Annotated in this window: 6 protein-coding genes and 1 pseudogene; 4 read left to right on the forward strand and 3 right to left on the reverse strand. The window is 50.0% G+C overall.

The window, feature by feature from the left end:
* Positions 1-33 precede the first annotated feature (33 nt).
* Both ACM1PF_RS20260 and ACM1PF_RS20265 read right to left on the reverse strand, forming a co-directional pair.
* The gene (locus tag ACM1PF_RS20260; RefSeq protein ID WP_416666451.1) at positions 34-1,992 is read right to left on the reverse strand and encodes an ATP-binding response regulator; all 1,959 of its coding nucleotides are present in this window, start codon (positions 1,990-1,992) and stop codon (positions 34-36) included.
* Positions 1,989-8,067, reverse strand: a pseudogene (locus ACM1PF_RS20265) (AAA family ATPase). The gene ACM1PF_RS20260 and the pseudogene ACM1PF_RS20265 overlap by 4 nt, the downstream one beginning before the upstream one ends.
* Between ACM1PF_RS20265 and sppA the strand changes: the two are divergent.
* On the forward strand, positions 8,067-10,121 hold the full coding sequence (gene sppA, locus ACM1PF_RS20270) for a signal peptide peptidase SppA (protein ID WP_416666452.1): 2,055 nt from the start codon (positions 8,067-8,069) through the stop codon (positions 10,119-10,121). The pseudogene ACM1PF_RS20265 and the gene sppA overlap by 1 nt on opposite strands.
* A 95-nt stretch (positions 10,122-10,216) precedes the next feature.
* Positions 10,217-10,783, forward strand: coding sequence for a phycobiliprotein lyase (locus ACM1PF_RS20275; RefSeq protein WP_416666453.1), 567 nt, complete (start codon positions 10,217-10,219; stop codon positions 10,781-10,783).
* Positions 10,784-10,940: 157 nt separating this feature from the next.
* On the opposite strand, the gene ACM1PF_RS20280 is transcribed toward ACM1PF_RS20275, so the two are convergent.
* Positions 10,941-11,654, reverse strand: coding sequence for an SDR family NAD(P)-dependent oxidoreductase (locus ACM1PF_RS20280; RefSeq protein ID WP_416666454.1), 714 nt, complete (start codon positions 11,652-11,654; stop codon positions 10,941-10,943).
* A 90-nt stretch (positions 11,655-11,744) separates the two neighbouring features.
* On the opposite strand from ACM1PF_RS20280, the gene ACM1PF_RS20285 reads away from it, so the two are divergent.
* Together ACM1PF_RS20285 and ACM1PF_RS20290 are read left to right on the forward strand one after the other, a co-directional pair.
* Entirely contained in the window at positions 11,745-12,389 is a 645-nt protein-coding gene (locus tag ACM1PF_RS20285) for a helix-turn-helix transcriptional regulator (RefSeq protein ID WP_416666455.1), read from the forward strand.
* A 204-nt stretch (positions 12,390-12,593) separates the two neighbouring features.
* On the forward strand, positions 12,594-12,929 hold the full coding sequence (locus ACM1PF_RS20290; protein ID WP_416676738.1) for an urease subunit beta: 336 nt from the start codon (positions 12,594-12,596) through the stop codon (positions 12,927-12,929).
* Positions 12,930-13,131 lie beyond the last annotated feature (202 nt).

Raw genomic sequence — 13,131 nt, forward strand, 5'->3', positions numbered from 1 at the left:
AACCGATCGCAGAATTTGCTCGATCTGGATTCATCAACGCGATTTTTCTACCGATAGTGCCCGCAATAAATCATCGGCTGTGTAGGGTTTGGGTAAAAAGGTTTTAATCAGCGGACTGATCTCGCTGTTTTTGTGGGTACTCAGTAGACCGCTAACCGCAATAATTTGGACTTCAGGATCAATCTTTTGTAGCATTTGGATCGTCGTCGCCCCATCCATAGCAGGCATCATCATGTCGAGAATGACGGTGTTAATTTCTAGCTGGTGTTGAGTATAAAGGGCGATCGCTTCAATGCCATCTTCTGCTGTGAGGACGCGATAACCGTAAGTTTCCAGCACCGCTTCCGTCACACTGCGAATCGGCTCCTCATCATCCACGACCAGGATCAGTTCTCCCTGCCCAGTGGTGGGGGAGTCTGACTCCGGTAAGCTTGATTGAACAGAGGGTGATTCGATCGCAGATAGATGGACGTTGAATTGCGTTCCTTTGCCGAGCTGACTGATGACGGTAATAAATCCTCCGTGTCCCTTAATGATTCCCAGAACGGTGGAAAGCCCCAAGCCCGTGCCGCGACCAATTTCTTTCGTGGTAAAAAACGGTTCAAAGATGCGATCTAACATTGCTGATGGAATTCCGCAGCCCGTGTCGGAAACAGTGATTTTGACATAGGCACCCACCTGAGCATCCAGATTCAACCGAGCATCCGTTTCGCTGACCCAAACATTCTCTGCTGAAAGTTTTATAGTTCCTCCTTCTGGCATCGCATCGCGGGCATTAATGCAGAGATTCATCAACACCTGATGTAATTGAGTATGGTTTCCAGAAATCGTCCAGACTGCCTGTTGGGGTAGGTTGGTGTAGAGTTCAATATTCTTCGGAAAAGTCTCTCGAATGATATAGGCAAGCTCTTGAATCAGGGAAACAGCAGATAAAGGTGTTCGATCGCTCTCTGTTCCTCTGGCAAATAATAAAACTTGTTTAACGAGTTCAATGCTCCGCCACGTATTTTGTTCCAGGGTGTTGAGCAAACGTTGATTGGATTCATCCTGAAGTTTGGCTTGCAGTAGATGGACAGACATGAGAATTGGATTCAGCGAATTGTTCAGATCATGGGCAATACCGCTGGCCAGGGTGCCAATACTTTCCATCCGCTGGGCTCGCAAAAATTGGGCTTCTAGTTGCTGTTTCTCTGTGATGTCTGTGTTCACGATCAAGGTTGAAGTGATCTGCCCCTGCGAATCACAAACCTGTGTACAGCAGCTAGAAACGACGATCGCCTTTCCCGACTTTGTAGTTTGCTGGAGTTCACCACTCCACTCTCCCTGACTCAGGACGATCGGCTGCTTTTCCAGTAGAGCCGCTGTCGTTTTGTCGTCAAAAAGCTGACTGATGGGCTGCCCAATGGCTTCTGCTGCCGTCCAGCCATAGAGCCGTTCAGCCCCTCTATTCCAGAACAAAATTCTGTGATCCAGCGATTGCACGAAGATGGCATCTCTGGTAATGTTCAGCAGGGCCGCTTGCTCCTGAATCTTTTCCTCTGCGCGTTGCCGCTCCTGAATTTGTTGCGCCAGCACCCGATTCTGCTGCTGCAATTGCTGGGTGAGCCGACGCAGGTTGAGATGGGTTTTGATGCGAGCCAGCACTTCTTCATGCTGAAAGGGTTTAGTAATGTAATCTACTGCTCCCAGCGTCAGTCCCTGCACCTTGTCCACTGTCTCCGTCAGGGCAGTCATAAAGATAATCGGAATATCGCTAGTGGCTGGATTGGACTTTAGCCGACGACAGGTTTCAAATCCATCAATTCCAGGCATCAAAACATCCAGCAAAATTAATTCTGGAGCTGCGTAGTGGAGGCGATCGATCGCACTTTCCCCATCTTCAGCGACTAAAACCTTGAACCCAGCTTCCGCTAGAAAGTCAAACAAGACCTCTAAGTTGCTGGGTATGTCATCTACGATTAAAATTACCCCTTCGGTAGAATTCGTACTCATTCCTGCCTCTGATGGTATCTGATAAATTCTATAACTTGTTTGCTTTTGAAGCTTCTGGCCATCTGCCGTAACTGCGTGGCAAAGGGAATCCACTGGCGATCGACCTGTTCCCAGTGGTGAGTTTGCTCAATAATGGCCCTGAGATCACCCATTAAAGCCAGCTTGAGTATGGTGTCTAGTTCTGGAGGTGGAGGAACCACCAGGGGGAGTGGGTTAAGGGAAGCAAGGGAGGGCATAGGCTCTAAATTCTCTGCACTCTCTAAATCCTCTGCGGTTCGATATTCCTGTTCCTCAATCCATTCTAGTCCCAGGTAAATTTGTAATTTGTCTAGCAGCTCGGCTTCCTGAATCGGTTTCGAGATAAAGTCATCGCAATACGCTTCCCGGCTCATCTGCTGGTCAAACTCAAAGACGCTCGCTGAAATGGCAATCACAATCACATCTTGCAATTCTGGAGTAGCCCTGAGCTGGCGAGTGGTTTCAAACCCATCCATGACGGGCATCACCAGATCCATCAAAATCGCGTGAGGCTTGAACTCCAAAGCCTTGCGTAAACCATCCTGACCGTTTGCCGCTTCCGTGACAATAAAGCCCAAAGGCTCTAAAAGATGCACCACTACCGATCGATTAAAGTCTTTATCGTCAACCACCAGGATCCGGCGTGGCTCCCCTTTGAAGCCCACGATCGACCGTAGCCCAACCTCCACCGATTGACTAGGCTGAGATTCAGAAAGTTCAATATCAAGCCAAAAGATGCTTCCCTGTCCTGGCTGGCTCCTGACCTGAATTTCACCTCCCATGAGATGGACGAGCTGCCGAGAAATCGCTAATCCTAACCCCGTTCCCTCAAGCTGGCTGCTGTATTCCCCCACCCGATGGAAGGGCAGAAAGATCTCCTGTAGCTGCTCCGATGCAATGCCAATTCCGGTATCTTCAATCTGAAACCGCATCTGCTCGCCGATGCCTCGATCGCTTCCAGGGGGTTGGGCGTAATGGCGACCGTAGCCCACTTTAAAGGTGACACGACCCACTTCTGTAAACTTGATGGCATTGTTCAGTAAGTTCAACAACACCTGCCGCAGTCGCTTTTCATCGGCATAGACTGAAATGGGTAAAGGAGAAAGGACTTCGTAATGCAGTGTAATTCCCTTTTGCTCCGCTCGAATTCGACAGATTTGCAGAATATCATTAAGAAAATCAGGGAAATGAAAGTTTTTGGGGTGAAGCTCCATTTTTCGAGCTTCGATTTTCGACAAATCCAAAATATCGTCAATTAGAGCCAGGAGATGTTTCCCACACTGATAAATTACGTTCAACCCATTTTTCTGCTGCTCCGTCAGGCTTCTCGCCTTTTTAAGAATTTGACTATATCCCAAAATGCCGTTGAGCGGAGTCCGCAGTTCATGGCTCATGTTGGCTAAGAATTCACTCTTCGCTCGGTTTGCGACCTGGGCTGCTTCTTGAGCACGTTGGCGTTGATGGATTTCCTGCTCCAGACGTAAATTCTTTTCCTGTAATTCCAGCGTCCGTCGGGCAACTTTGGCTTCCAGGGTGCGGTTGATTTCCTCTAAGTCAGTATACAGACGAGCGTTTTCAATTGAGATTGCGACCTGGGCGGAAAGGAGCTGCAAGACTTCCAGGCGATCGGGGGTAAAGGCTCCCGTCGTCAGATTGTTTTCCAGGTAAAGCATTCCCGTGAGCTTACCCTGGTGCAAAATAGGCGCGCATAAAACGGATTTGGGTTGCTGCTGAATGACATACGGATCGATCGCAAAAATTTCCTCGCGGGTGGCATCACTCAACACGACAGGGGTTTGAGTTCGGCCACATAGTGAATAATGGAGTGGGGCAGGAGTAGGCGATCGTCGGTGGCATCAAAGGGAATGGCTTGCTGGACAGCGATCGATTCTGCATTAATGGTGCCCGATGCTTCAACTAACCATTGCCCCGCCTGTTCCAACAGCAAAAACCCCTTTTCGCCCCCTGCACTTTCCAGCACAATTTGCATCAGCTTCGTCAACAAATTGCCCAATACGATTTCGCCAGACAGTGCCTGCGAGGCTTTCATAACGGTTGCTAAGTCCAGGGTAAAGCCTGATGAGTGAGAGCTTCCATCGGTAGTTGCAGCAGGCGTTTCTCTGCTTCTATCTGACTGTAATCCTTGAGGCAGCAGTTGACCATACTGCGCTTCCAATGCGTTAACCTTCACCGTGGCTCCCCAACGCAGGTAGCCATAGTAGGCCTCTACCAGGTAAAGTTGGGCAATCTTGTCTCGGTTCTGGGAAAAATAAAAGGCAGCAGCCAGTTCATTGGCCAGGGCAGCTTCCTGGATAAAGCGATACTTATTGGCTCCTGCAATAGCGCGATCGTACAACTCGGTTGCTTGCCAATAAGCCCCTAAGATGCGAGCCTTCTCTGCCTCAACTAAATCAAACTTATGCTGAAAATTCATGGGTGCATGATCGGCCCAATCTCGCATTCTGGCTTGATTTTGATTCACGCGCTCCAACCAGTTTTCTTGTTGAGTGTGTGAAGCCTGGGGATAGGAGGCCAGGTGGGCCAGGGAATCATAGAAATAAAATATCGGAACAACCAAAAAAGCCTTAACACCATCCAAATATTGCTCTGCCTGCAGGGCATTTTCTACGGCAATTTGATATTCTCCAAACAAACAGCAGAGGATTAATTTATTGAGATACAGGTAGTGAAGTGCTGTACGATCGTTTGCTTTTTGCAAAATCGGCAGAGCGGCTGTTTCGTGATAAGCTTCACCCAGCAAACAGCATGGATTTTGCGAAGGCTGGAGTAGGTTTAAAACAGCCTGTTGAAAAATTTGATTCCAGCTCAGAGTATTTTCCTGTTTCAGTTGAGCTAAAGACTCACCGATCGCCGCCAGATCTTGTTCTAAATCAGACAATTCTTCTCCAGCGAAATAGGAATGCTGTCCCTTTTGTTGAAGGGCATAGCTACCGTATTCAAACTGACCATTTTCCAAGCCGCTAGCATAACCTGCCTGCAATAGGGGCAACGTTTCCCGAACGTGAACCTTGCCGTGCATCGTACAGGAACCTGCAACAAAACAGATACTGGCCTTCAGTTCTAAAACATCAAATTGTTCAACCAACCTGAGAGCCAACTGACCAAATTTGTAAGCTGATTCAATGTCTGCAAGAATGCCATTTAAGATCACTCCATAACACACATAGCCATAGGCAGAAAATGGAGCGTTACCATAGCGTACCGATAGATTAACCTGTTCGCAAACCACCAGGGGGAACAGGGCTGGAGCCGCCTGATAGGTGGGAGAACCCAAACGGGTGAGCATTCGCAGGGCAGTTAGCTTCTCTGTATCGGTCATTAAGGGCAAATGAATCAAGTCATCGATATTTTGATCGCCCAGGTAAGTCGCAGTTTGAGTCAACGTTTGCTGAATATCCTCAATGCTGGGCGATTCAGGTAGCCTAATATTCAGTAATTCCAGGGCTTGTAAACCAATCTTAACTGCTTCCAATTGTTTCACTTGCGCCATACAAGCCTGGGTCTTCACCTCATAAACTTTTAGCTGATCGATCGTTGTTTTTGCTTGTTCTAAAATGATCGCAGCCCACCGTTCCATTTGCTCAAATTCACCATTCAAATAGGCGGTTTCTACTCCTAATTCATAGAGGGCTAGAGTCAGGTCGTATTGCTTTTGCCAGCAATCCTGATCCAACAGCTCTATGCCCACCTTGAGATACCGAATCGCCGATTCGTAGGCCGCCGCCGATTTTGCTTTCTGACCGGCAATCAAATTGAGTTCAGTCAGTTCTTGTTTTTGAGTAGCTGAAGTGAGTAAGTCGGTTCCGTAATTCAGTTGATTGACCAGGGCAAAGATATGCTCTTTTTGGTCTTCAACCGGGGTATTGTGCAGAAGCAACTGTCCGATTCTAAAGTGCGTCTCTTTTCGCTGTGAATCTGGAATCAAAGAGTAGGCTGCTTGCTGAACCCGATCGTGTAAAAATCGATAGCTGACCGTAATCCAATCCACTTGCAGAATTGGGGACTCAAGATCCAAAACAAGCGGCGTTTTATAAGCGTCCGAGAGGGGCACAATTAAACCAGCTTGTAGGGCTTCCCATAGTTCCTGAGCTGTTTCCGGCTGCGACTTTTGATTGACGATCGCCAACACCTCCAGGGTGAATTTATCCCCGATACAGGATGCTAATTTCAGAACCGTCTGCGTGGTTGCAGAGAGTTTCTGCATCTGCTGAATCATCAACTCAACCACATTATCCGTCATGTCTGTGGTTTGAAGGCGATCGATATCCCACTGCCAGTGGCCTGTAGTAAAGTTAAACTCCAGCAAGCGTTTCTGATACAGCGATTTGAGAAACTGAGTCAGGAAAAACGGATTGCCCTGGGTTTTACGAAATACCAGTTCAGCCAGGGGTTGAGTTTGCCTGCGATCGCTATGGAGCGTGTCGCTAATCAGGTGATTCACATGATCTAAAGTCAACGGCTGAAGCACGATCGTTTTGATCAGGGCACCTGTTTGCTGAAGGTCTGTCACGCTTGCCATCAGGGGATGAGCCGAACTCACTTCGTTATCCCGATACGCACCGATCAGCAATAAATACTGACGATTGGATTCACGCATGAGTAACTGAATCAGCTTCAGGGAGGCCAGTTGGCCCACTGCAGGTCGTCTAGAAAGAGCACCAGTGGATGTTCAGGCTGAGTGAAGACGGCAATAAACTGCTGAAAGATGCGATTGAAGCGATTTTGGGATTCCGCCGATCCAAGCTGAGGGACAGGCGGCTGGGGCCCAATCAGTTGCTCAACTTCGGGAATCACTTCTATAATTACTTGCCCACTCACCCCCAACGCCGCCAGAAGTTGCGATCGCCAGTGCTGCAACACCTCTGTACGTTCAGTCAAAAGTTGGCGAATCAATTCCTGAAAAGCCTGAATCAGTGCTGCATAGGGAATGTTGCGCTTCAATTGATCAAATTTACCCGAAATAAAATAGCCTTGCTGTGGCAAAGCGGCATGGTTCGCATTGCGGGCAATGGACTGATGAATTTCGTTCACCAACGAGGACTTGCCAATGCCAGAGTAACCGCTCACCAGGATCATCTCGGCTGCCCCCTGACTGACGCGATCGAAGGCTGCCATCAGGGTGGCCACTTCCGGCTGTCGGCCGTACAGCTTTTGGGGAATGGAAAACTGGCTAAACAAATCGAGTTGTCCGACCTGGAACTGGGAAAAGTCTCCAGAGGATTCGACTAGCCGCAGCACTGCTTCCAGGTCTGCCTTTAACCCCAGCGCACTTTGGTAACGTTCTTCTGCCGTTTTAGCAAGCAGCTTCATCACAATGGCATCCACAGCGGGCGGCAGGGCGGGATTGAAGTGGCTGGGTGGAGGTGGAATTCTGGCAATATGACAGTGGATTAACTCCAGGGGATCGGTTGCGGTGAAGGGTAATTGTCCTGTCAAGAGTTCATAGCAGGTGACACCCAAACTATAAAAGTCGCTGCGGTAATCGATCGATCGGTTCATTCTACCCGTTTGCTCTGGAGACATATACTCCAGCGTGCCTTCCAACAGGCGAGGAGGGTTGACTGTCTGACTTTCACTAGACAGGCAGGAACATAGACTGAGATCAATCAAAAGCAGCGACTGATGACGATTGATCAGAATCGTGTCGGGTTTGATATCCTTGTGAATGATGGGGTGGCGATGCAGTTCGGCTAAGGTTGCAGAGAGTTGAATCGCAATGGGCAAAAATTGATGCAGCGTCAGGGGTTGAGTCTGAATCAGCCGCTTGAGGGGGATACCCGCAAAGTCAGATAAAACCAGGATCAGCGCATTCTGACTGTCCAGGCTGAGGGGTTGGGCAATACCCTGAATCGTTAAACCTTGTAAGACCTGATATTCATGCTTGAGACGAGTTAAGTCTTCGATCGAGGGATAGTCCGCCTTCAGGGACTTAATGATCACAGGTTGGCGATCCGCATTCCGCAGGGCCCGGTGAACCACCGCGCCAGTGCTCTCATATAGCAATTCAACTAAGGTGTATCCAGCGATCGGGCGCATTGCTTGCTTCTCTTGCCGAAGACATCAGTATATCAAATCGAATTTTGGGCGACCTGTTTCAGCTTTCTCTCCAGCAGCATGATCAGCCAGGTGTATGGCAGCTCCAGGAGGGCAGGGTTGAGCAATTTGTTTCAATTCCATTCCCACAGACTATAGTGGTGAAGGCGGTAGACGCATCCCGATCGCAGCAGTCAGTCGTCAGGACTGATGCAGTAACCGCCCATCTAACCTCTGACTCTTCTCCTCTCATGCGCGATTTCATTAAATATACGCTGGCTACTTTTGTCGGACTGGTTGCCTTTGCTACCTTCAGTGCCGCTGGGCTGTTCACGCTGCTGGTGATTTTGATTGCCTCTGCATCCCAGGAAACGTCCACCAGAGTGGAAGATGACTCAATCCTGACCTTTGATTTGTCTCAACCGATTACGGATTCAGCGGCTCCCATGCGTCCAGAGGATTTGTTAGGCGCGAGTTTGGCGGATAGTAGTTTGCGGCGGCCCCTGTCTTTACGATCGGTGCTGAATGGGATTGAACAAGCTGCGACAGACGATCGAATTATTGGGTTGTATTTGCAGGGTAGCCTGAGCCAGGCAGGCATTGACTCTGGGTTTGGCACCTTGCGCGAGGTGCGGGAAGCTCTGGAAACCTTCCGTGAAAGTGGTAAACCGATCTACGCCTATCTAGGAGAGGGTTGGCAGGAGCAAGATTACTACCTGACCTCGGTGGCGGATACGATCGTGCAGCATCCTAGCGGTTTACTGGAACTGAATGGCTTTAGCTCAGAAGGAATCTTTTTTGCAGATGCCCTCGATCGGTTTGGCGTGGGGATGCAAGTGTTGCGGGTGGGAGAGTATAAGTCTGCCGTTGAACCCTTTATCCAAAACGATCGCAGTCCAGAAGACCAGGAGCAAACCCAGCAACTGTTGACGGATTTGTGGAATGAATTTCTGAATGTGGCCTCAGAAAATCGAGAAATTACGCCCCAGCAGCTACAAACCATAGCCGATCAGCAAGCCATTTTGCTTTCCGATCAGGCGGAAGCAGCCGGTTTGGTCGATCGCATTGCCTACGAAGACGAAATCACTACGGAACTGCGGGAATTGACGGGGGATGTAGACGACTCAGATTCCTTCCGCCAAATTAGCCTATCCCGCTATGCCGATGCCAACCAGAGCCAGCAACGGTCTTCCAGCAACCGAATTGCGGTGGTTTATGCCCAGGGAGATATCGTTTCTGGTTCTGGAACCGGTCAGTCGATCGGCGGGACTTCACTGACAGAAACCCTGCGAACCGTGCGTCAGGATGATGAAATTCAGGCGGTGGTGTTGCGGATCAACAGTCCAGGAGGCAGTGCGACGGCCTCTGAACAGATTGCGCGGGAAGTGCAGCTGATCGCCCAGGAAAAACCGTTGATTGTTTCCATGGGCAACTATGCTGCATCGGGAGGTTATCAAATTGCTGCCTACGGGAATCAAATTTTTGCATCTCCCGGAACGGTGACCGGATCCATTGGCGTATACGGTTTGCTTCCCAATTTTCAAGACATTGCGAATGAAAACGGAATTACCTGGGATAGTGTTAACACCGCAGAATACGCTGATATCGGCACCATCTCCCGTCCCAAAACTCCTGAGGAATTGGCGATCGTCCAGCGAGTAGTAGACCAGATTTACGATCGATTTCTGACTATGGTTTCAGATTCCCGCGATCTACCCAGGGCAGAGGTGAGTGAAATTGCTCAGGGTCGGGTCTGGTCGGGGATCACGGCGCAACAGCTTGGACTGGTAGACGAACTGGGGGGGCTGGAGGATGCAATTCAGGCAGCAGCAGTGGCAGCGGATTTAGGCGATGATTGGCAGGTGGATGAGTACCCGAAATCAACGGGACTCTGGTTTGAGTCACTCTTCAGCAGCCGGTTTGCCACAACCCACGATCCGATCGATCCGCTCAGTCAAGAATTGTTTAACCTGCAAGCCGATCTGGAGGCATTGCAATTGTTGAATGATCCCCTGGGGGTCTATGCCCGATTGCCCTTCGGCTCACGTATTCGCTAGATTCAGACTGTAAAATCCTCCTTTGTCAATAAGCATTGGTGTAAGATGAAGAGTGGCAGGAGCCGATAGAAACGTTTTGTACTTCCTTCGCCCTCATGAACATCGTCGAGTTTTTTGAACAAAGTTCCGGTAAGTGGTTTTCTCAGCGCACCAGCCATCATCTGGCATTTAAGCAGACGGAAGGCGGCAAGTCTGACCTCACCATTGAAATGCTGCCCAAGGATGATCCAGCAGTGATTCAACTTTGCCAGCAGTACGAAATCGATCCATCCCTGGCCCTCTGCGGTGCACGGGTTAGTTGGGACGGCACGATGGAGTGGGATGAGGAGAAGCATAACGGCTCTACCGTGCTGGTTCCTGTTGCCGATCCCAATAACCCAAATGAAGGCAAACTGCTGCGGGAAACGGGATATGCCGAAAAAGCTCCGGTGGCAGGGCGGTACGTTATGGGTGGGGATGATGCCCTGACATTGATTACCGAATACGAAACCATGTACTCCGAGGAGCGGCTCTGGTTTGCCAGCCCGAATCTCCGCCTGCGAACCAGCATTCTCAAGCGGTTTGGTGGGTTCAGTATGGCTTCTTTCTGCTCCGAAATTCGCATGGGCGGTGGGCAACCTGCCAAGGCTGCTAGTGAAGCCAGTGCTCAACCCCAGGCGTAGGATTGTGAATTAAATCACCTGTCCATCATGCTGCTTTGTTGACTGGGCAGGCAAGATGCCTACCTCACAAGAGTTTCTGCTTGGATGACTGGGCGGGCAAGATGCCTACCCCACAAGAGTTTCAGATGATTCAATTTGCATTCCTTAGAGTTGTGAATTAAATCGCAGCAGAATAGGCTTCATCTACCTTCAGGGTCGTTCCTGTAATCACCCTGGCATCGTCTGAAAGCAAAAATGCTACCGCTTTGGCCAATTCAGCATAGCGGACAGGGCGACCCAGCATCAGTTCCGGAACTTCCCAACCCTCCAACTCATCCATGCTATCTGCGACAAAGAATGGCGCGATCGATACCATCCGAATCCGATCGCCTCGATATCGTTTGGCATAGAGCTTGGTGAATCCTTCCATCGCAGCGCGGAGGGTGCCGCTGAAGGGCGTGCCCAAGCTGGGCTCCTGGGAATCGCAGGCAGAAATATTGACGATCGCCCCACCCCCTTGTTTTTGCATCGGTTCGGTCACCCATCGCGCCAACCGCACCACGCTGAGAAACAGCATCTCAAACTGTTCCAGCCACTGATCATCAGAAATCGACAGCAAGTCTGGCCGAGGCGGATCGGCAAAACTATTCACCACTGCATCAATCCGCCCCCAGCGATCGAGGGTCATAGTCACTAATTGCTGCAAATCATCGGGGTTCGTCATGGAACCTTGCATGGCAATTCCGTTCAGCTCCGTCGCCAGATCAAGAATGCTGGACGATCGAGCGATTAAAGCCACCCGATAACCCTGGGCCGCTAATTCCCTGGCACAACCTCGACCGATTCCCTGGCTGGCAGCAGTGACGATCGCCACCTTTTCCTGGCTTGTCATGATCTTGCCCTACTTTATAAAATAAAATCTTTAGAAAGTATCATAGGGGGAAGGATTGACTTTGTAAAGGTTTTTCTTTACTTTATAAGCATGGCCACTCCATCCAAAAAAACGCCCCGGACTCGTCAGTCCATCCTCAATCTCCTCAAGCAGGAAGGTGCGATGGCTTCCCAGGATCTCGCCGATCGCCTGGGAGTGTCTGCCATGGCCGTTCGTCAGCATTTGTATGGACTGCAAGAGAAACAGCTCGTCACCTACGAAGAAGAAGCGCGATCGATGGGTCGTCCGGCTAAACTGTGGCGACTGACTCCTGCTGCCGATCGATTTTTCCCCCACGGCTACGCAGAACTCACCCTGGGATTGATTCAGTCAGCGATCGAAGCCTTTGGTGAAGCGGGTTTGGAGAAACTCCTGGATGTCAGAACCCGGCAGCAGATTGCCGATTATCAATCTCAGGTGCCGATGCAGGACTCCCTGGAGGACAAACTTAACCAACTGGCAAGCCTCCGTACTGAAGAGGGCTATATGGCAGAGGTACAGTCAATGGCGGATGGTTCCTATTTGCTGATTGAAAATCACTGTCCAATCTGCGCGGCGGCAACAACCTGCACAGGGTTATGCGATCGAGAGCAAGAGGTTTTTCAGGCGGTATTGGGTCAAGTGGCGATCGAGCGTACAGAGCATATGATTGCGGGGGCCCGACGCTGTGCCTATCGCGTTTCACCCCTGGATTGAATTACTTGAGGGGTATACGGGAAAATCGCGCATCCGGTTGGGGCGCACAGCAGTGCGCCCTTACAGCAGATCCCTAACCCCAATCTCCCACTCAACCCAGCCAATCTCCCATTCAATTAGCCTTGCCTATTGGACAGACTGCCAAATTCCCTTACAATTCTGGCAATTACCCTTTCACCCTATCAACCTTACAGGGCAACGCCGATGATTCCTGGAGAGCTACTGGTCGATGCTGGCGAGATCGAACTGAACGCGGGACGAGATACCGTAACGCTGATGGTTGCCAATACGGGCGATCGACCGATTCAGGTGGGTTCCCATTTCCATTTTTATGAGGTCAATCAAGCTCTGTCGTTCGATCGGGAACAAGCGAGGGGGACGCGACTGGATATTCCGGCGGGAACGGCGGTTCGGTTTGAACCTGGGGATGAACGGGAAGTGACTCTGGTGCCGTTTGTGGGCAAGCGGGAAGTGTATGGGTTGAATGGGTTGGTGAATGGCGCGTTGGATAAGAAGGAGAAAAAGAAGAAGAAGAAATAGGAAGGCGATCGGGCTTTGGGGTGTTGTCCAGGTAGGGTAATAAAATCGAGAGAGTACAATACCGATCATTCCTGCAAGTCTGCCATGTCATTGCTCTCCAATACACCCGATCGCCATTTAGGTAAATTTCCTAATATTCCGGATTTTAGTGAAGCCTTTATGAACTAATCTATAGAAACTTTCTGGAACAAGCTGCTTTCAA

This window comes from Egbenema bharatensis FJBBOT/2019, assembly GCF_048077055.1.
Classification (GTDB): Bacteria; Cyanobacteriota; Cyanobacteriia; order Elainellales; family Elainellaceae; genus Egbenema; species Egbenema bharatensis.

Excerpts from the sequence above, each read along its gene's own strand:
- ACM1PF_RS20275 (WP_416666453.1), top strand. The coding sequence starts at position 10,217 with ATGAACATCGTCGAGTTTTTTGAACAAAGTTCCGGTAAGTGGTTTTCT.
- ACM1PF_RS20260 (WP_416666451.1), bottom strand. The coding sequence starts at position 1,992 with ATGAGTACGAATTCTACCGAAGGGGTAATTTTAATCGTAGATGACATA.
- ACM1PF_RS20285 (WP_416666455.1), top strand. The coding sequence starts at position 11,745 with ATGGCCACTCCATCCAAAAAAACGCCCCGGACTCGTCAGTCCATCCTC.
- ACM1PF_RS20280 (WP_416666454.1), bottom strand. The coding sequence starts at position 11,654 with ATGACAAGCCAGGAAAAGGTGGCGATCGTCACTGCTGCCAGCCAGGGA.
- ACM1PF_RS20290 (WP_416676738.1), top strand. The coding sequence starts at position 12,594 with ATGATTCCTGGAGAGCTACTGGTCGATGCTGGCGAGATCGAACTGAAC.